This window comes from Photobacterium angustum, from assembly GCF_003026365.1.
Taxonomy (GTDB): Bacteria; Pseudomonadota; Gammaproteobacteria; order Enterobacterales; family Vibrionaceae; genus Photobacterium; species Photobacterium angustum.
In genome coordinates, this window is record NZ_PYOM01000001.1 from 111,690 (window position 1) to 132,595 (window position 20,906).

Genomic DNA, 20,906 nt, shown 5'->3' on the forward strand with positions numbered 1-20,906 from the left:
TGAGTTGAACGGTTATGGCACAAGGTGAATTTGATTTAATTGGGCGGTATTTTGAACACCAGAATGTTAAGCGAGAAGATGTTGATCTTGCTATTGGGGATGATTGCGCATTAGTTCGTGTTCCTGAAGGGTGTCAATTGGCGATCAGTACTGATTCGTTAGTTGCAGGCACGCATTTTCTGGAAGATGCTGATCCTAAGTTAGTCGCACATAAAGCATTAGCCTCAAATTTAAGTGATTTAGCAGCAATGGGCGCAACGCCTGCTTGGGTTTCTTTGGCGTTAACATTACCGACGTTTAATGAGCATTGGCTAAATCAGTTTTGTGAGGGTTTCTTCCAATTAGCTGAGCAGTATAATGTTCAACTTATTGGTGGGGATACAACTAAAGGTCCTCTCAGTATTACTTTAACGGTTCAAGGGTTTGTTCCTAACGGGCAAGCATTGACACGTAATGGAGCAAAGGTCGGTGATGCAATATATGTTACCGGTCAATTAGGTGATAGCGCAGCAGGTTTAGCGTTATTATTAGCAGATACATCGTGTCATGATCTTGTTCTGTCTCATGCCTTAAAAGAACGTCATTTTATGATGACACCGCAGGTAGATGCTGGGATTGCATTGCGTGGCATCGCATCTGCTGCGTTAGATATTTCCGATGGTTTAATTGCTGATCTCGGCCATATAGTTAAACGTTCAGGTGTTGGAGCTGAAATTTATATCGAGCAGCTCCCTTTATCTTCTGAGTTAATCGCCTTTTGTTCGACACAAGAGCAAGCACAGCAATTGGCATTAAGCAGCGGTGAAGAATATCAATTGTGTTTTACTGTACCGAAGCATCAATGTATTGAGATTGAATCTTTAATGATGGCAAAAGGTATTCAAGTGTCTCGTATTGGTCAGTTAACTCAATCTAGTGGTATTGTTTTATTACAACAAGGTGAACCTATTGATTGGCAAGTGTCAGGGTGGGATCATTTTGTGAGTTCACATAAGTAAGGTATCAGTGTGTCTACAAATCCTAAAGATTTATTGAAAATGAGTAACCCTTGGCATTTATTAGCAACAGGGTTCGGTAGTGGTTTAGCGAAGTATGTGCCAGGCACGATGGGAACATTAGCTGCTGTTCCACTCTATTTACTGTTAGCACAGTTACCTTTTAGTTGGTATTTAGTTGTCGTGTTTATTGCTGCGTTGATAGGTATAAAAATTTGTACTATTACCTCGAACGATATGCAGGTACATGATCATGGCAGTATTGTGTGGGATGAATTTGTTGGTTTCTGGATCACAATGGCCATCGCCCCAGAAGCTACTTGGCAGTGGGTATTAACAGGCTTTATTTTATTCCGTTTCTTCGACATGGTAAAACCATGGCCAATTAGCTGGCTAGATAAACATGTTGAAGGTGGCTTTGGCATTATGGTTGACGATATTCTTGCCGGTTTTATGGCAATGATTGCGCTATGGGGTGTTGGTTACTGGCTTGGTTTTTAATAACTGACTTCTTGCGTATTAATATTTTCTAAGAGCAGCCCTTTGGGGCTGTTTTATTTTGTAAATGGATATCGCTTAATTATTTTGCTCCCTAATATTGTTCTAAAAAATAAAAAGGCATGTTCTAAATGAACATGCCTTTACTGCTTTTAAGGTATGATCTTATTGTTTGATCACTTTCACTTTGTAAATACCATCAACATTGTAAACACCGTGGATATCTGTTTCAAAGCCAGGGAAGTGATTACCAATTTCACATAGCATTTCAAGGAAATCTAGCACAGGACGAGATTGTTCCGTTACCATTTCACCCGGAAGTACAACAGGTACACCTGGTGGATAAGGTAGGATCATATTGGCACTGATTTCATTTACCATTTCGGATAGTGGAATTTCGCGAACTTCACCACGTAACTCTTGTTGCCATGCATCATGCGGTGTCATCTTCATTTCTGGTAATACATCAAATGCTTTGTACATCAGTTCTGGCAATTGGAATTTCACGGTGAGATCGTGAATACCTTGCGCAAGATCTTGTACTCGCATATTAGCGTAGAACTGAGGATCTTCTTGGTATAGAGATGGTAAGAATGACTTGATAGTCATGTTACGATCGTAGCCACGTTTAAACTCAGTCAATGCACGAAGAAGTTGCATTGCTTTTGGTTTATCAATACCAATTGAGAACAAGAATAATAGGCTGTATGGACCTGTTTTTTCAACAACGATACCGTGTTGGTCAAGGTACTTAGCCACAATAGAAGCCGGAATACCTGTTTCAGATAGTTCGCCTTCTTCGTTCATTCCTGGTGTCAACAACGTGATTTTGATTGGATCAAGGAACATATGATCTTCATCGATGTTCTTGAAACCATGCCATTTTTCATCAGGTTTTAGGTTCCAACATTCTGTTGTTTCAATGTTCTCTGGTTGCCATACATCAAAGAACCAACCATCACATTCAGAACGTAGCTTTTTAATCTCTTTACGGAAACGAATTGCACGATCGATTGAATCTTGAATTAAACGACGACCAGCGTTGCCATGCATCATTGCAGCAGAAATCTCAGCCGACGCCACAATACCGTATTGTGGTGATGTTGAGGTGTGCATCATGAATGCTTCGTTGAAAGATTCTTCTTCAAGTTGACCTTTAACATGGATCATTGAAGCTTGTGAGAATGCAGCCAGTAGTTTGTGTGTTGACTGAGTTTCATAGAACACTTTCCCCGGGATAGCTTCACCACTCATACCGCACTTACCTTCGTAAATAGGGTTAAAGTTAGTGTAAGGCACCCAAGCACTATCAAAGTGGATAAACTTAGTATCCAGTGATTCTTTGATAAATTGAGTATTGTAGAACAAACCATCGTAAGTCGAGTTAGTCACTACCGCATAACCTGGTTTTGTTGCTCCTGGCGTATTTGCTACTTTTTCGGCAATCACTTCATGGCTAAATTCACTCTTAGGAATGCCACCTAAAATACCGTAAGCGTTACGTGTTGGGCGGAAGTAAATTGGAACCACATCGGTCATCATCATCATATGAGTTAATGATTTATGACAGTTACGGTCAACAAGTACTGTGCTGCCTGCTGGTGCTGAGAACATACCTACAATTTTGTTCGCGGTAGAAGTACCGTTAGTAACAATGTATGAACGATCAGCATTGAATGTACGCGCAATGTACTCTTCTGCTTCTTTATGAGGACCTGAGTGATCTAATAGTGAACCAAGTTCTGGCATCGAAATCGAAATGTCTGCTTTGAATGTATTTGCACCATAGAAGTCATAGAAAATACTTCCCACAGGACTCTTGTTAAATGCAGTACCTGACATATGACCTGGAGTACAGAACGTGTATTTTGCCTCATCAACATAGTTAAATAATGCTTTTGTTAGCGGTGGAAGAATACTGTCTTTGTAGTCTTGGTTCGCTTGATCAATCTTGTGTGCAATATCTTTTGCGCTACCAAGGCTGTATTCGAAGAAATAGATATTTAAACGAAGGTCGGCAAGACTAATATCGAGAGTAGAGTGCTCATTGGCAAAAGCGAATAGCGGTAACTTCTCATTCACTTTATTAATTTGCTGGCACAGATCTAGAGAATAGGTATCCCAATCGAAGATAACGCCACTTATACGTGGGTTCATTTCCAGTAACTTCAGTAAATCCTTTTCATCAACAGGGTAGACTGTCTTGTAACCTAAAGCCGCCAGTGATTGTTCTAGTTCTTGTACAGGATATTTTTTAAAGAAAACGCCCAGGTTATTTAATATTGCAATCGTATTCATTTTTGAATTTCTCCAAAGTGAGAGAGGGCGCATCATGCCCATATGGGTGATGTATTGATGCGCCTTAAATTAATTTAAAAAGTGAGTAACAGAGCGAGATTACGCTTTTTGCTGTTGCTCTAGTTGTAAGTGCTGACGGAAGCCAAGCTTGCGAGCATAGAAAATAAAGATAGCGAGAGAGACCACGAAGGTTGCTGCTAATGCTGATGGGTCGGCACCAATCAGTGCGATGAAGCAGAAGATACAAGCTACACCAGAGAACAACATCACAAATACATTACGGGTTGTCATACCTTCGTAACGGATTAAGTTCACTGCAGAGTAGAAGTAAGGCAGCATTGTTAGCAATACAGCATCTGATGTTAAGATATCGAATAAATTAGAAGCGTGGCTGTCACTTGAGCTGAACACCGTAATAGCGATCATTAAGATAGTCATCATAACTGAAGCTAAAACAAGACCTTTCTTCGCCACACCATTTTTATCTGTTTCGCCAAATACTGCTGGGAAGTTACCATCATTAGCTGCACGTTTACCCGCCTCACCAACTAACATCATCCATGAACCTAATGATGTAAAGCATGCTAAAGCAGTAAAGGCTGCAACAAATGGAGCACTCCATTTACCAAAGATTGCTGTTGTTGCAAGTGCAAATGGTGCACCTGATGCTGCAACTTCAGAAGCTGGGAACATACCAGCGATAACTTGAGTAGAAAGGATGTAAATAACACCCGCAATGACAGTACCTAACAGTGTTGCAAGTGGAACTGTTTTCTTCGGATTTTTTACCATCCCCGATGATACTGCTGCTGATTCAACACCTACGAATGACCAAAGAGTGATCAGTACTGCACTTACAATTGCGTGTGAATTAGAGCCATGAGATGTGTTCCAGTTTTGCATGTACATCGCAGAGTCGAAATGACCCCAGCCAATGACAGCTGTACCAACAATTGGAATGAGGATTAGAACAAGACCTAATGTACATAAGCGGCTTACCCAAGAACCACCAAGTAAGTTAATTACAGTGAAAATCCAAACCGATGCAATCGTAGCAATCGCTGCTGGGATCGTATTGTTTAAAATGGGGAAGAAAACAGAAAGGTAAGATACCCCTGTAATCGCAATGGCGAGATTACCAATCCAGTTTGCGTGGTAGTAAAGAACACCTGTTTGGAAACCAAAAGCAGGAGACACCTCACCAGCATAGGCAATTGGGCCACCTTCTTGAGGGTTGCTAGTTGCTAGACGTGCATAAAAAAATGCCAATGACAGAGCACCAATTAAGCAGATAATCCAACTAAAGATAGAAATGGAACCTACCTTTGCTAGTGTTGAAGGAAGTAGTGCAATACCACTTCCCATCATGTTACCAGCTACAACACCAGTACAGGCTATTAAACCTATTTTTTTAGATGTATCAGACGACATGTAACAATCTCCAAAATGTCGTGATATTTGAGAATACTCAAATATGTTTTATTTCAAGATATAAACAAAAACACTTCTTCTTAATCTGAGTAAGAGGAATTGATTTTTAAATTACAGGAGTTTTTTTTAAGTTTTTAATCATTTTCTAGTCAAGAATTGAAACATGATATATTTATCTTTTTTTATATGTGAATAACCACAAGTTACTGAAAGATTGATGTTTTATTTAAGTGTGAAAAAATAATTTATTTATAATGTTGTTCATTACATTTAATAAACCTCTATTGTTATCGATATAAATTAAAATTTTCGTATCACTAGACTTAAAAACCAATACTCTTTTCTAGTATCAACAATAATATGATTGATACATTGAAAACATCGTTTACCATTTTTATTCTTATATTTTGATTAATTATGTTTTTAATGATTATTAGATAGAAAGAAAAAAGTTGCTGATATGAACCAGCAACTTTTAATGTTTATTTAAATTGAAATTAAGGTTAAATAGAATGGAACACTAAGTTTTTACAAAGGACTTCCGTTTCATAGGATGGTGCTAAATATTTAGCAATACTATAGTTTTCATTTGCTTGTTTATGTTGATTTTTAATATCCAAAATTTTGCCCTGGAGAATATAATAAAGGGCAGAGCTCTGTTTTGATTGTTGCCTTGATAGCGATAAGTAGTGTTGTGATAAATCTATATTACCTTGATAGAGCTGATTCAAAGCAAGTGCATTGAGTGTTTGACTCGGTAGTGATAACAAGGAATTTTGTAGAGAAATATTTTTCACTAAATCACGTGCATAATTCATCAAGTTTGGCATTGATGTTTCTTTGTTATCTAGTGTAAGAATAATTGCGTAGCCAATGTATCGTTTTGCGAGTAAATAACTGTTTTTTGGTGATTTTAATATAAGTTTATTTATATCAGTAAGGTAGCTTTTATTTACTTGCCCTTCATCATCAATGAGGTCTGGTAATGAGAGGTATTTATAAAGCAGGGTTGAGTCTGTAATTACAGGTGCATTAGTAACGGTTACTTGATGATCATGGGTCAAGGTTTGAATAAGTTCATTCAGTAATTGATTGAGGGATGTGTAGAGTTTATCACTTTGTAAAAGCAGGCTTTTTTTAAAATCAGAACGATGAGAGATATTGTTATAAAGGTCTATATGTAACTGATTATTATCGCTAATGTATAATGACAGGGTTTTTCCTGCTTCTGAATTTGGATGTAAGCTACTGGTGTAGTCAGTGTAACTAAATAGCGTACTTTCTATCATTTTTGCTATGGAATATAGCTGATTAGATGAAGAGGTTATTTCTATATTTATTTGCCGTGGGTTTTTTAAGTCTTTGATCGGTGCATTATTATTGTTTGCCCAACTGGCGAAGACAAGGGTAAGCACTAACATAGATAAGATTCCCACATCAAAAAGCCAATGGTTAAGCATTAAGTTGCTGATTTTATTGCTTACTGAGGCTGGTGGAATATCGTTATCTGGTTTGCTAAATGCACGTGTCATCGGCCCCGCTGGAAATGCGGTTCCGAGATTACTATTGTCATTAGTATGTTCGTTAGATGAATGAAACTCTTCTAATTTGAAGCCAGTATTAGGGTCAATGTAGATTTGTTGTACATCAGCGTCTAACTTATAGCCTCGTTTGGGAATAGTAATAATCCAATGATCTTCATCTAACTTTTTTAAAATTTTTCTTAATTCAAAAATGGATTGAGTGACAACTTGATCGCTAACAACAGCACCATCCCAAACCTCATCAATTAACTCATCTCGCGTAAATACAATCCCTTGATTTTGAGCCAAAAAAGATAAAAGCTTCGTAATTCTTGGTTCAAGAATATATGTTTTCCCTGATTTCTTCAGGCTATTTTCTGTTGTTATTAATAAACAGTCATTTATTTTGAAATTTCTCCAAGCCATAATTAAATTTCTTTGATTTAGATTTTAGATAAAATTATTCATATATTATTTACTTTAATCCAATTAGTGAATGAATAATCGGAGTTATTAAATGTAATTTCATTTTTCATTTTCAATGCAATTAAATAAACATTCACTTTCTTTATTTCTTGTCTTAGATCACGTTTTTTATTTTTGGAATATTTATTTTAGATTAAATGGTAAAGGCAAAAATAAAAGTAAAGTTGCATTTTATTGTTGAGTGTTTCTTATATGTAATTAAGTGATAAGGAAATGTTATGTTGGATAATAATGAAGTAGATGAAAATAGATTAATCGCTGAACGTAGAGCGAAGCTTGAGCATATAAGAAAAGAGAGTAAAGCGAATGGTCACCCTAATACCTTTCGTCGTCTAAAGTTAGCTAAAGAATTAATTAAAGATTTTGAAAATAAATCAAAAGACGATTTGATATGTAATACTTATACAACATCTGTAGCGGGGAGAGTTATGGCTAAGCGCGGCCCTTTTATGGTGCTGCAAGATGTTTCTGGTCGTATTCAAGTATATGCAAATAAACAAGTACAAGAAGAGTTAAAAGAAAAATATCATGGTTTAGATATTGGCGACATTATAGGTGTTAAAGGACAAGTACATCGTTCTGATCGTGGTGAACTTTACGTTAATATGGATGAATATGAATTACAAACAAAGGCGTTACGTCCGTTACCTGAAAAATTTCATGGTCTAACAGATCAAGAACAACGTTATCGCCAGCGTTATGTTGATTTGATCATTAATGAAGAATCTCGCAATACAATGATTATGCGTTCTAAAGTCGTTGCAGCGATTCGTCAATTCATGCTTAAACATCAATTCATGGAAGTAGAAACACCGATGATGCACCCGATAGCAGGTGGTGCGTCTGCGCGTCCTTTTATCACTCACCATAATGCGTTAGATATTGATATGTATCTTCGTATTGCGCCTGAGTTGTATCTAAAACGCCTTGTTGTCGGTGGTTTTGAGCGAGTATTTGAAATTAACCGAAACTTCCGAAATGAAGGTATTTCACCACGCCATAATCCTGAATTCACTATGATGGAATTCTATATGGCATATGCTGATTACAACGATTTAATCGATTTTACTGAGGATCTGTTAAGTTCTGTTGCGAAAGAGTTATGCGGCACAACGGCCTTGCCATATGGCGAGCATGTCATCGAGTTTTCTGGTCCATATACTCGGATGACGATGTTAGAAGCAATCCAGTATTACAACCCTGACAATCGTCGTATTCAAGATTTAAGCTACGAACAAATTAAAAATAAAGAGTTGATGGTTGATATTGCCACTGAAGTAGGCGTTGAGGTTGAGTCATTCTGGACATGCGGTCAATTGCTTGAAGAAATCTTTGGTGAGACAGCAGAGCCTAAGTTATTGCAACCTACATTCATAACTGGTTATCCCGCCGATATTTCACCTTTAGCGCGTCGAAGTGATGAAGATCCATTTATTACCGATCGCTTTGAGTTCTTTGTTGGTGGCAGAGAAGTGGCGAATGGTTTTTCTGAACTTAATGATGCTCAAGATCAAGACAGCCGTTTTAAAGCGCAGATGGCAGCGAAAGATGCGGGTGATGACGAAGCAATGCAATATGATGAAGATTATATTCGTGCTTTAGAATTTGGCTTACCGCCAACAGCAGGTCAAGGTATTGGTATTGATAGGTTAGTGATGTTATTTACTAATTCTCATACTATTCGTGATGTGATTCTGTTCCCATCCCTACGACCAAATAACTAATTTACAATTAGCGCAATAGAGGATTATTGTGCTGTGGCATTATAACGGTAGTTGGAACTCCAGCTACCGTTTTTTAATGCCATATATTTACTTAATACAAACATCTTCTTTGGCGACACGTATTCATGTGTCGCATTCCTAATAAAATCATTTATTTTTCATCATAAATCTGACGGTTTAACTAGTCTCAAATTATGTAGATAGAGAGAAGGGATTGCTCTATGAGTACCTATCTGAAAATAATCAGTGCTGGTTTATTAACCGTTGCTTCGATGGCTGATGGACAAGTTTATCCATCAACGGAAACGGCTTGGGTGTTAACGGGAAACTGGCAACAGCCAACTGCAATATCGGAATTAAATACGATTAAAGAAGTTAGGCGCTGGGAAGCGGATCATGCTGATGTTGTATTTGGTAGCTTACAAGATGTCGATTTAAATCAAAAGACCATTGCGATGGGTTATATCTACGTACACAAACTTGATTGTCGACCGGATGAGCAACAAGGCTGGCTTCACCGCCATGCTTACCTGAATGGGCACGATCCTGAAAAGGGTTACATGCATTATAAAAACGATACTCAACTTACCGTTCCTGACCAAAGCCAAGGGTTAGATTACCTATTAAATGGCGAATCGATGTTAAGTATTCTTATTCGAAACAATGACTTCTTGACTGCGCGTTTTCCTTTAACCGTTAATGATAATGAACAAATTATTTTTCATGCTGCTTACCCATTTGAAAATATCGTCATTGATAGTAATCAGCATCCTGAATTACGGATCACGAGAGTAAATGATGATGGTGATATTGGTGGTTTAGAAAAAGCAGATGTACATTGGATTCAACGAGAAGGTAAATGGTTTGGTCATATTAACCAGCGTTGGTTACCGACAAACGCCAAGTTCCAAGGACGTGAGCTGAATACTGGAAATAAGGCATTAAAGGCGGGGTATCGTAGTTGGGTCGTTGTTTTAAACTGGAAGAGCAAGGCGGAAGTGAAAGGCGTTAATATTGAGCCTTGGTTATCCGTTGTGAATACATCCGGTCAGCAATCCACAGCGACGATGTTGTTTCCTGGTTGGGATCCTAAAAATGATCCTAATAGTGATGGTTATGTTGATGATGATGAGTTTTTAGTAAGAGCTAATCAAGCGGCAAGTGCGAGATTTAAACATCAAGCTAGAGTGATCCCTACTGGAAAAATGTGGGCGGGCAGTTGCTGGTATCGGACTAATTTTAATGATGATTCTTTTAATCAAAATCATGCGAATTGGTATAAATATGATTGGAAGCGTCAAGGTTTAACCGGTGCTTACAATGATGATATGGCCAAATTGTTCAGTACCAACCAATTTAATGTTCAATTTGGCGGACAAATATTAGAAGCGCCGATTCGAGCAGGCACCTCAAAAGCGGCGGGATATTATGCAGCGAAAATGTCTGATTTTCTTGATTTAGTTAAATCGACTACGGGCAGTCAGTGGCTCTCTGCTAATATTTCTGAACTTAATTTGTGGGAATACCCTGATTGGCCAAAACAATTAAGGGGGGTGGTGGATGTTTGGTTACGAGAGCATTATTTAAGCCCTGCAATTGGTTTAGAGCGATTACAATCCTATTGGGACAGCTATGCGTTAGCTGCTCTGGGAGATAAAAGCTTAATAATGACCACAACTCGAGGTGGCAAAAGCCAACAAACGCCATTAATTCAGCAAGCATGGGAAGACGATATCTATACTGGATTAGCCCTGTACTATCTGTTTAATATTCCCAATAAGACCTACTACCACAGCTGGAATCAAACCTTTATCTATGGCAGTAATAACACCCATGCCGATCCGAAACAGCTAAATAAAACCATTTGGTATCGTACTGGAGAGCCTAAGAATTGGGCGTATCAGCCCCAAAAGTTATTATCGGTTGATATTGGTAAACCAACAACCATACCTAACGGCTTTGAAGCGGTAAAATGGTTATCTAAAACAGGAAAAGCAGCAACGGATGATACTAAGTTTGGAGATATTGCATTAGAACCTGCGAACTGGTTTTGGTTATATCGAACAGGGTTGTTTGACGATGTCCCTAAAGATGGGGTTATCGCGCGGCAATATACGCAAGGGTTAGTGCTATATCGCGGTTCTAAATACCGTAATCACGCTGAATTTTATCAAGTGGATTCAATACGTGTACCATTATCTGGCCTATATCAAAAAGTAAATTATGATGGTTCACTTGGAGAGCCGACACAGTATTTTGAAGTCAATGGCTATGAGGGTGTGATTTTAAAGAAGGTTGAGAAAGGGCAGAGATGAACAAAAACGTAAGGCTAATAAAGAAAAAGGTTTTCCTGCCTAATAGCAGTGAAAACCTTTTTCATAGCGCTTAATTAAACTGTGAGATTATTTAGCTAAATAAGTGCGAATTTGCTTTTCGATACCCGCACCATCAATTTCTAACATTTCATGCAGTTCAGCTTGTGTTCCTTGTTCAATGAATCGATCAGGCAAACCAATATTCAGTACTGGCTTAAGTGTCTTCTCTTTCATTAAAAATTCAATAACGCCGCTACCCGCACCGCCAGCAATCGCATTTTCTTCAACAGTAACAAGAACATCGTGAGTTTTTGCTAATTCAAGTACCAAGGCTTCATCAAGCGGTTTCACAAAGCGCATGTCAGCAACAGTCGCATTTAAGTTTTCTGCCGCTTCTAATGCATAGCCGAGCATGCTGCCAAAGTTTAAAATCGCGATCTTTTCACCTTGACGGCGAATGATACCTTTACCGATTTCAAGCTCTGTCATCTTAGGATCGACATCGACTTCCATACCACAACCGCGAGGGTAACGGACCGCACTTGGTCCTTGGTATTGGTGACCAGTATAGAGCATTTGACGACATTCATTTTCGTCACTCGGTGCCATAATCACCATATTGGGGATACAGCGCATAAAGCTAATATCAAATGCACCTTGGTGGGTTTGTCCATCAGCACCGACTAAGCCTGCACGATCAATGGCAAACATCACAGGTAAATCCATGATAGCAACATCATGAATTAATTGATCATATCCACGTTGAAGGAAAGTTGAGTAGATAGCGACAATAGGATGATAACCACCAATTGCCATGCCCGTTGCTAGTGTCACTGCATGTTGCTCAGCAATGGCAACATCGAAGTATTGATCTGGGAACTCTTTAGAAAAGCGCACCATACCAGAGCCTTCACGCATAGCGGGTGTGATAGCCATCAACTTGTCATCTACAGCTGCCATATCGCATAGCCAATCACCGAAAATCTTAGAAAACGTTGGACTTGCATCCTTCGCTTTTGGTAATGGCTTCTGGCTTAAATCAAATTTAGGAACGGCGTGGTAATTAATTGGATCCGCTTCAGCTGGCGCATAACCTTTGCCTTTTTTCGTCATAATATGAAGAAATTGTGGCCCTTTAAGATTACGCATGTTTTTCAGTGTCTTAACAAGCTCATGTACATCGTGGCCATCAACAGGGCCAATGTAATTAAAGCCTAACTCTTCAAACATAGTACTTGGCACAACCATGCCTTTGATATGCTCTTCTGCGCGTTTTACCATTTCTTTGATAGGAGGCGCATTGGATAGAACTTTCTTACCACCTTCACGAATAGAGGTATAGAAATTACCCGATAGTAAATGGGCTAAATGATTATTTAACGCGCCGACATTTTCAGAAATCGACATTTCATTGTCATTTAAGATAACTAGCATATCGCTGTGAACATCACCAGCATGGTTCATCGCTTCAAACGCCATGCCAGCGGTGATAGCGCCATCGCCAATAATGCTAACAACTTTGCGATTTAGGCCTTCTTTTTCTGCCGCAATTGCGAGACCTAGACCTGCACTAATTGAAGTTGATGAGTGACCAACAGAAAGTGTGTCGTACTCACTTTCACCGCGCCATGGGAATGGGTGCAAACCGCCTTTTTGGCGAATAGTTGCCATATCATCACGACGTCCCGTTAAAATTTTATGTGGGTAGGCTTGGTGACCAACATCCCAAATAACTTTATCAAAAGGCGTATTGTAGACGTAGTGAAGCGCAACGGTAAGCTCGACAGTACCGAGTCCGGAGGCAAAGTGGCCGCTGGTCTGACTCACAGACTTCAACAAATAGGTGCGAAGTTCATCGCATACTTGTGGAAGGCTTTCAGCTGGCAATAATCGTAATTCATCGGGCGTGTTTGCGAGGGCCAGATGAGGGTATTTTGAGATATCCAAAGTCATAACAGTGTCGGCGCTTATACAGATTTAGTTATTGCGTTCGATAATATATCGGGCAAAAACTTCTAATTGGGATGTATTGTAGGGTATAGCCGCTAATGCTTGTAGTGCTTCTTGATAAAGCAGTTGTGCTTTTTCTTGTGCACCATCTAAGCCAAGCAATGCAGGATAAGTACTTTTATCCAAGGCAAGATCAGAACCTTGTGGTTTACCTAAGGTTTCGGTATCACTGATCACATCTAAAATGTCATCTTGCACTTGGAATGCAAGGCCAATAGCTTCTGCATACTTATCAAGTTGCGGCAAAATTGCTACGCCTTTATCACCAGCAGCTAATGCTCCTAAGCGGACGGCACAGCGAATTAAAGCCCCAGTTTTGTGTCGGTGGATTAATTCTAGTTGTTCTAATCCAACATGTTTACCTTCAGCATCAAGATCTAAGGCTTGCCCTAGACACATTCCGGCAGCTCCTGATGCTTTTGCAAGCTCACTTACCATGACAATACGTTGGGTATTGCCATCTTGGCTCAATTGTCCATTCGCTAAAATATCAAAAGCCAGTGTTTGTAGCGCGTCACCCGCAAGAATGGCAATGGCTTCATCAAACGCAATATGACAGGTGGGTTGACCACGACGTAATGCGTCATCATCCATCGCAGGTAAATCATCATGGATTAATGAGTACGCATGAATACACTCAACCGCAGCGGCAGGAGTGTCAAGATCGTCCTGAGTTACCCCTAGTATCTCACCTGTTACATAGGTTAGAAAAGGACGCGCACGTTTGCCACCCAGCAGTGTTCCGTACTGCATGGCTTTAAGTAGGGCTTTATCTGCAAATGGTTGAGTTGATAACCAGTTTGCCAATACGTCATTACTACGTTGTTGATAGCACTTAAGGGATAGCGATAAAGAAGAACTATTGGTCATGGCTTGGTTCAAAATCAGTCAGTGGAGCTTCATCATCTGCCTGAAGCAAAATTTCTACACGTTGCTCTGCTTGTGTCAGTTTTTGTTGACTGCTGCGAGCAAGAGAAATGCCTCTTTCGAATTTTTTTAGCGCATCTTCCAGTGGGATATCGCCAGATTCTAGTTCATTGACAATGGCATCTAGCTCATCAAGGGCGGCTTCGAATGCCATATTTTCTGGTTTTTTTGCTGCCATATCATTTTCACTCTTATCTAAGTGCACGAAAAATAACGTAGAGAATCACTGGGGTCAAATTATGTCACAGTAATCTGTGTTGCTGACAGTAATTTTCATAAATAGTCTTAATTAATTGGTTAATAAAAAGCTAAATGAAAATATGAATTGGTCGATAAAGAGTTACTTTGCTGATGACATTCATCATTTGATGCTAAAAAATGCTTTAGCTAAATAGTGAATATGGCGGTGGCTTTAAAGTTTTGGCTGTCTTTAGAGCGTATTATCTCAGTGATAGATTCAGATGTGTTAATTGATGTTCAATCAACGCAAGCCATTATTTTTACCTAGCAAAAGAGGATCAGGCTTTGGATTTGGCGACGCTTATAGGATTGCTTGGTGCATTCGCATTCATTGTTATGGCTATGCTGCTCGGCGGCGATCTGGTGATGTTTTACGATACATCATCAATTTTGATTGTATTAGGCGGTAGTACTTTTGTTGTGTTAATGAAATACAACATAGGGCAATTTTTTGGTGCTGCAAAAATCGCCATTAAAGCCTTTATGTTTAAGACAGATAATCCAGAAGAGTTGATTGCGAAAATTGTAGAAATGGCTGATGCAGCGCGTAAAGGTGGATTTTTAGCATTAGAAGAGATGGAAATTACTAATCCTTTTATGCGTAAAGGCATTGATATGCTGGTGGATGGTCATGATGCTGATGTGGTACGTGGCACTTTACAAAAAGACATTTCATTAACCAATGAACGTCATGAACAAGGGGTAGGGATCTTCTCCTCCTTTGGCGATGTTGCGCCTGCAATGGGAATGATAGGTACGCTTATTGGCTTGGTTGCGATGCTTTCTAACATGGATGATCCGAAGGCCATAGGTCCCGCAATGGCCGTTGCCTTATTAACGACGCTATATGGCTCTATGTTGGCAAACATGGTAGCGATACCCATAGCGGATAAATTAACCTTGCGTAAAGAGCAAGAGCGTTTAAATAAGCGTTTAATCTTAGATGGCGTACTGGCAATTCAGGATGGGCAGAATCCACGAGTGATTGATGGTTATTTGAAAAACTACCTTCATGAGAAGAAACGTAGTGTGATCCTTGACGAGTAAGGGACAGTTTTATGGAAGAGCAATCTTGTAAATGTAAAAAAGGTGCGCCTCCATGGATGGCGACTTTTGCTGATCTTGCCACACTATTAATGTGTTTCTTTGTGTTACTACTTTCTTTTTCTGAAATGGATGTACTGAAATTTAAGCAAATTGCAGGGTCAATGAAATACGCTTTCGGGGTGCAAAATATGCTTGAAGTTAATGATATCCCTAAAGGTACGAGTGTTATTGCGCAAGAGTTTAGACCGGGACGCCCTGAGCCAACGCCAATAGAAGTGATTATGCAACAAACGATTGATATGACGCAGCGTTCATTAGATTTTCATGAAGGCGAGTCTGATCGAGCCGGTGGCACACAACGTGATGCGGGTAAACTAACGGGTGGGCAAAGTAAAAAAACGGCGACACAAAATAATGAAAATGACGAATCTGAAGCCGATCAAATGCAAGAGAAGCTTAAAGAAGTACTGACTAAAGCATTAGAGCGTGAGATCAGCGATAAAATTATAGAAATTGAAAATCTTGGGCAACAGTTGGTTATTCGAATTCGTGAAAAAGGTTCGTTTCCAGAAGGTTCTGCGTTTTTACAACCTAAATTTAAGCCGTTAGTGCGCCAAGTTGCGATGCTAGTTAAAGATGTGCCGGGCATTATTCGAGTTACGGGACATACCGCGAGTGATAAATTGGATTCAGAGTTATATCGTTCTAACTGGGATTTATCAGCGCAGCGGGCAGTATCTGTGGCGCAAGAAATGGAAAAAGTAGAAGGGTTTGATCATACAAAAATGCGTGTGGTTGGATTGGCAGATACTCAGCCAATCGCTGATAATAAAACTCAAGAAGGGAAAGCGAAAAATCGCCGAGTGGAAATCTCTATAATGCAAGGTAAACCACATTTCAGTGATGAGATCAGCAGTAACTTTAATGCTCAATAGATTGTAGCACTTAAGGTTATTCCCATAATGGCAGCGATAACGCTGCCATTTTTATTGGGACAAATAGAGTTGCTACTTATCAATAAGTTAAGATATTTACGCTGAATTTCGTCGATGAGAGTTGCTGGCTGAGATGATCATGACTAAGGTAAATATAATTGAAAGCCAATAACATGCGGTAAGTCTAATCGAAGATAACGTCGTGAGTTTTCATATCTTTGTTTCAGTGGTCGGTAGCTTGCTGTATAATTCGCGCCTTTAATTCCGTTTGGTACTCTCTGTCAATTTTCACGACATGATCTGTTAAAAAATCATCCGTTAATGAATTGATTCTGTACTGTAAGCCCAGTGAAGCGAAGCGTGTTATGAAATTTATTGTTAAGCCACATCCAGAGATTTTTGTTAAAAGTGATTCAGTGCGTAAGCGTTTTATCAAAATTCTTGAGTCTAATGTACGCATCATCTTAAAGCGTAAGTCTAACTCTGTTAGCGTTTTTAACCGCCGTTTTTCATTGGAAATTAATGAACCTGATGAGTCAAAGCGCGATATGATTTTAGCGACTCTGACGCAGACGCCTGGTATTCACCATACCCTTGAAGTACAGCAAACGGAATTTACTGATCTTCATGATGTTTATGAACAAACATTAGCACTTGTTGGCCCAGAGCTGGAAGGTAAAACGTTCTGTGTCCGTGCTAAGCGAGTTGGTAAGCACGATTTTACTTCAATTGAAGCTGAGCGCTATGTCGGTGGTGGTCTTAATCAAGCTATCGAGTCTGCAAAAGTAAGACTGAAAAAGCCTGAAGTGACAGTTAATATTGAAATTGAACATAATCTATTGAATCTTGTACTATTCCGCCATAAAGGTTTAGGCGGTTTCCCGCTAGGAACACAAGAAGATGTATTAAGTTTAATTTCTGGTGGTTTTGATTCTGGTGTATCAAGCTACTTGCATATTAAACGTGGTAGTAAAGTCCATTACTGTTTCTTTAATTTAGGTGGTCCTGCACACGAGATCGGTGTTAAGCAGGTTGCGCATTATATTTGGAACAAGTTTGGTTCTTCAGCAAAAGTTAAATTTATCGCGATTGATTTTGAACCTGTTGTTGGTGAGATTTTAGAGAAAGTCGACGATGGTCAGATGGGCGTTATCCTTAAGCGTATGTTTATGCGTGCTGCGGGTAAAGTTGCTGATAAATTCGGTATCGAAGCATTGGTAACGGGTGAAGCGCTAGGTCAGGTTTCAAGCCAAACATTAACTAACCTTCGTCATATTGACGGCGTAACAGATAGCCTAATTCTTCGTCCACTGATTAACTGGGATAAAGAAGACATCATCAATGTTGCACGTGAAATCGGTACTGAAGACTTTGCGAAAACTATGCCTGAGTTCTGTGGCGTGATTTCTAAGAGCCCAACAGTGAAAGCGGTCAAAGCAAAGCTTGAAATTGAAGAAGATAAATTTGATTTCTCTATTCTTGATCGTGTTGTTGATGAGGCGCGTGTGATGGATATTCGTGACATCGAAAAACAAAGCCAAGAACAAGCCCCTGAAGTTGAATTAGTTGAGCAGGTGGCAGGTGATGCCATTGTACTTGATATTCGTAGCCCAGATGAAGAAGATGAAAGTCCACTAGAGCTTGAAGGTATCGAAGTTAAGCACTTACCTTTCTATAAGCTAGCAACGCAGTTTGGTGACTTACCGCAGGATAAGACATACCTTCTGTACTGTGATCGTGGTGTGATGAGCCGCCTACAAGCGCTGTACCTAAAAGAGAATGGTTTCGAGAACGTAAAAGTTTACCGTCCTTTATAATCGCTATCGCTTTGTCTAAATAAAAGAAGCCTCGCAATTGCGAGGCTTTTTGTTATCTGGCGAGTTTACATTACGAAACCTTAACAGATTAAGTACGTGGTAGTACGTCGTAATGCATATTCGGCCATACAACCATAGGCTCTGCAACTTCCGCCGCTTTGGCTTTATTTTCCAGTTGCGTCACTATCTCTAGCGCAAATTCTTGTGCAGTTCCGGGGCCTTGACTGGTTAATAGACGTGTATTTTTATCATACACCACACGCTTTACGCGTAATTGGTGTGTGGGGATCTGATGTTGAAAAGCTGGATGACACGTCATGATTGAATGTGTGAACAATTGATGTGGAATAAACATTACCGCAGGTGTTGCACAAATCGCGGCGATCAGTTTACCGTCATAATGATGCTGCTTTACAAATTCAACGACCAATGGACTATCACGAAAATGTTCCGCGCCTTGTAAACCGCCGGGTAACACCACGCAATCAAATGGCTCATCGGCAACATTGATCAAAGGCACGTCTGCTACCAACTTGATCCCGCGAGATCCTTCTAAAATTAGTGCGCCATCTTCTGCGGTACTTGCAATCGTTACTTTAAATCCAGCCCGCTTTAAAATCGCAATTGTATTAATTGCTTCCATTTCTTCGCTGCCAGGAGCAAGACAAACAGCAACGCGAGGAGCAGTCTTTATTGGTTCAAGCATGATATGAGGACTCCATAGATGTAATGGTTTGCCATAACTGGGTATTCACAGGCACAGCAATATCGAATTTTTTCGCTCGGTGAATAAGATAGCCAGTAATATAGTCGATTTCTGTTTGGCGCTGATAAAAAACATCTCTATTCATGGAGGAATAATTATCAGCGGTTGCATTTATTACCGTCAGTGCTTGTTGATAAAGCTCACCATTCTTTACTTTGTAGCCTTCTGCTCGCATAACGAGCGTAACTTCATTACAAATTTGGATTAATTGGGCTTGATAGTCTTCATTAGCAAGCTCACCATTAGTACATTGATGAATGGCTGTTAATGGATTAATTGCACAATTAATGGCGAGTTTCTTCCATAATGGCTCCATTATGTCATCTTGCCAATAGCACGGTGATAACGCTTGATTAAACACTTCGCTAAGAACGTTATAGCCAGACTGAGTAGATGATAATGATCCAATAAATGTTTGCCCATTGCCTGTGTGTTGTAATTTTTCGTCAGCTTTTAAGGCCGCCTGTGATGTCGTAGCATAAAAAACACAGTGATTAGGAAAGAGGGTTTTAACTGCTTCATGACTACCTATGCCGTTGTGCATGATCACGATAAGGCAAGAGTCAGGGATCTGTTTAATGATTGGTGCTAATGCGACTTCCACCTGAAAGGATTTAACAGTAACAAGCAGTAAGTCACTTTGCGATAGATGATTAACGCTATTAGCAGTGAAGAGAAGAGGGTGGGTATTACCATTTAGATCTTGGTAATTAACCGAATATTCTGAGTCAGGAGAGCGAGTCCAAACTTGGACATTATGTTGTTGCTGTTTTAATGCAACAGCCCAAAGAGAACCTATGGCTCCTGCACCTAATACTGTGATTTTCAAGTTTAAATCCATTATTCGCTATCTTTTGATAGATAGTAACATTGTTGGCAAATCACAGGATCAAAAAAGGCGCTACGAAAGCGCCTTTTATACCTTTTACAAGTAAGATTAGAACTTGTATGAAAGACTAACGTATTGAGCAACACCTGATGATTTAAATCCATCTGAATCTTTGATGCCATACACATTATGGTAAGCTTTAAGGCCGTAACCAACAGCAAAGCGCTCTGAGTGCCAGTAAAGACCGTTAAACATAGCACCGCCATTACTTGCAGTTGCGCCATATTTTTCTTTCATACCAAATTGGTAATCAATGTAACCTTGGTAAGACAGGAAGCTACCATTTTCAAATGTGTAGAAAGGTTTAAACCAGTTAGTCGACACTTGGTAACCGTTCCAGTCTTTATTATTCATGTCGTATAGAGAGTATACGTTGAAGCCTACTTTACCAAACCATGGAACATTAACATCTGAACCAAGACCAACGAAGTAGTTATTTACACCACCATTGTCGCCGCCCCAGTTCATCAGAGTAGCAAGATAAACTTCCTGAACAGGACCAAATGAAAGATCTTTGCCTGTTAGAGCATCTAGAGAGATACGCGGAGCAAATTTCATGAACATTTTGTCTTTTGAACCAGACTTATCTTGGCTATCAGAGTTAGTTAAGTTGAATACATCAACATAGCCATACAAATCGAAAATTCCCGAGCGACCACCAAATTCCATCTCAAGATAGTCATGACCAGTATGTGCATCATTTGAGCGAGGTAACTCTTTGTACGCGTACATTAGATTAAATTGCATCCACTTGTAATCGTTTTTGTGGATGTCATCAGAGTAGTCAGCTGCATTTGCTAATGAAGGTAAAGCTGTTGCTGCTAAAACGCTTAATGCTACTAGTGATTTGCGCATGTTTTTATCTCGCTATGATGGTCAATAGATCGGGATTTTGGCCGCCCCGTTTTTCTGGCGCTGATTCTAGTGCTTTACTTCGCGTTTGGGAATGTAACGTTTGCGCAAACCTTTGCTTTTTGTGATCTAGATCGGGTGAAATCGATTACA

The 20,906-nt window shown here is 39.6% G+C and carries 16 protein-coding genes; 7 read left to right on the forward strand and 9 right to left on the reverse strand.

Going from position 1 to position 20,906, the window contains the following annotated elements; all coding sequences use genetic code 11:
• Positions 1 to 14: 14 nt before the first annotated feature.
• Together thiL and pgpA are read left to right on the forward strand one after the other, a co-directional pair.
• The gene (thiL, locus tag CTN01_RS00620) at positions 15 to 998 is read left to right on the forward strand and encodes a thiamine-phosphate kinase (protein ID WP_045147984.1); all 984 of its coding nucleotides are present in this window, start codon (positions 15 to 17) and stop codon (positions 996 to 998) included.
• Positions 999 to 1,007: 9 nt separating this feature from the next.
• Positions 1,008 to 1,496: a phosphatidylglycerophosphatase A gene (gene pgpA, locus CTN01_RS00625; protein WP_005370084.1), complete on the forward strand. Its 489-nt coding sequence runs from the start codon at positions 1,008 to 1,010 to the stop codon at positions 1,494 to 1,496.
• Between the two features lie 162 nt (positions 1,497 to 1,658).
• On the opposite strand, the gene cadA is transcribed toward pgpA, so the two are convergent.
• The 3 genes from cadA to CTN01_RS00640 form a co-directional block, all read right to left on the reverse strand.
• The gene (gene cadA / locus CTN01_RS00630; protein ID WP_045147986.1) at positions 1,659 to 3,791 is read right to left on the reverse strand and encodes a lysine decarboxylase; all 2,133 of its coding nucleotides are present in this window, start codon (positions 3,789 to 3,791) and stop codon (positions 1,659 to 1,661) included.
• A gap of 99 nt (positions 3,792 to 3,890) precedes the next feature.
• Entirely contained in the window at positions 3,891 to 5,222 is a 1,332-nt protein-coding gene (gene cadB / locus CTN01_RS00635; protein ID WP_045147987.1) for a cadaverine/lysine antiporter, read from the reverse strand.
• Between the two features lie 503 nt (positions 5,223 to 5,725).
• A complete protein-coding gene (locus CTN01_RS00640; protein WP_045147989.1) occupies positions 5,726 to 7,171 on the reverse strand; it encodes a winged helix-turn-helix domain-containing protein in 1,446 nt (481 codons plus the stop codon).
• Positions 7,172 to 7,449: 278 nt separating this feature from the next.
• Here CTN01_RS00640 and lysS point away from each other — a divergent pair, with 278 nt between their 5' ends.
• On the forward strand, positions 7,450 to 8,955 hold the full coding sequence (gene lysS / locus CTN01_RS00645; RefSeq protein ID WP_045147990.1) for a lysine--tRNA ligase: 1,506 nt from the start codon (positions 7,450 to 7,452) through the stop codon (positions 8,953 to 8,955).
• Positions 8,956 to 9,176: 221 nt separating this feature from the next.
• Entirely contained in the window at positions 9,177 to 11,270 is a 2,094-nt protein-coding gene (locus CTN01_RS00650; protein ID WP_045147991.1) for a hypothetical protein, read from the forward strand.
• Between the two features lie 87 nt (positions 11,271 to 11,357).
• Here CTN01_RS00650 and dxs read toward each other — a convergent pair whose 3' ends face one another.
• Genes dxs through xseB form a run of 3 tightly spaced genes read right to left on the reverse strand, consistent with a single transcriptional unit; the run spans position 11,358 to position 14,385 of the window.
• A complete protein-coding gene (dxs, locus tag CTN01_RS00655; RefSeq protein WP_045147992.1) occupies positions 11,358 to 13,223 on the reverse strand; it encodes a 1-deoxy-D-xylulose-5-phosphate synthase in 1,866 nt (621 codons plus the stop codon).
• 24 nt (positions 13,224 to 13,247) lie between these two features.
• Positions 13,248 to 14,150 (reverse strand): (2E,6E)-farnesyl diphosphate synthase, encoded by a 903-nt coding sequence (ispA, locus tag CTN01_RS00660; protein ID WP_045147993.1) that lies wholly within the window; start codon positions 14,148 to 14,150, stop codon positions 13,248 to 13,250.
• Entirely contained in the window at positions 14,140 to 14,385 is a 246-nt protein-coding gene (gene xseB, locus CTN01_RS00665; RefSeq protein WP_005370105.1) for an exodeoxyribonuclease VII small subunit, read from the reverse strand. Before xseB ends, ispA begins: the two co-directional genes overlap by 11 nt.
• 347 nt (positions 14,386 to 14,732) lie before the next feature.
• On the opposite strand from xseB, the gene pomA reads away from it, so the two are divergent.
• The 3 genes from pomA (at position 14,733) to thiI (ending at position 18,246) form a co-directional block, all read left to right on the forward strand.
• Positions 14,733 to 15,494 carry a flagellar motor protein PomA gene (gene pomA / locus CTN01_RS00670; protein ID WP_005370107.1) on the forward strand — a complete coding sequence of 254 codons (762 nt, stop codon included), beginning with the start codon at positions 14,733 to 14,735 and terminating at the stop codon, positions 15,492 to 15,494.
• 11 nt (positions 15,495 to 15,505) lie between these two features.
• Positions 15,506 to 16,429, forward strand: a complete 924-nt coding sequence (locus tag CTN01_RS00675; RefSeq protein WP_045127335.1) for a flagellar motor protein MotB — start codon at positions 15,506 to 15,508, stop codon at positions 16,427 to 16,429.
• Positions 16,430 to 16,794: 365 nt separating this feature from the next.
• Positions 16,795 to 18,246: a tRNA uracil 4-sulfurtransferase ThiI gene (gene thiI / locus CTN01_RS00680; RefSeq protein WP_005370109.1), complete on the forward strand. Its 1,452-nt coding sequence runs from the start codon at positions 16,795 to 16,797 to the stop codon at positions 18,244 to 18,246.
• Between the two features lie 88 nt (positions 18,247 to 18,334).
• Here thiI and CTN01_RS00685 read toward each other — a convergent pair whose 3' ends face one another.
• The 3 genes from CTN01_RS00685 to CTN01_RS00695 form a co-directional block, all read right to left on the reverse strand.
• Entirely contained in the window at positions 18,335 to 18,952 is a 618-nt protein-coding gene (locus CTN01_RS00685; RefSeq protein ID WP_045147995.1) for a DJ-1 family glyoxalase III, read from the reverse strand.
• Positions 18,945 to 19,841 (reverse strand): 2-dehydropantoate 2-reductase, encoded by an 897-nt coding sequence (gene panE, locus CTN01_RS00690; protein WP_045148198.1) that lies wholly within the window; start codon positions 19,839 to 19,841, stop codon positions 18,945 to 18,947. The genes CTN01_RS00685 and panE overlap by 8 nt, the downstream gene beginning before the upstream one ends.
• A 108-nt stretch (positions 19,842 to 19,949) precedes the next feature.
• The gene (locus tag CTN01_RS00695) at positions 19,950 to 20,756 is read right to left on the reverse strand and encodes a nucleoside-specific channel-forming Tsx family protein (RefSeq protein ID WP_045147996.1); all 807 of its coding nucleotides are present in this window, start codon (positions 20,754 to 20,756) and stop codon (positions 19,950 to 19,952) included.
• Positions 20,757 to 20,906: the final 150 nt, after the last annotated feature.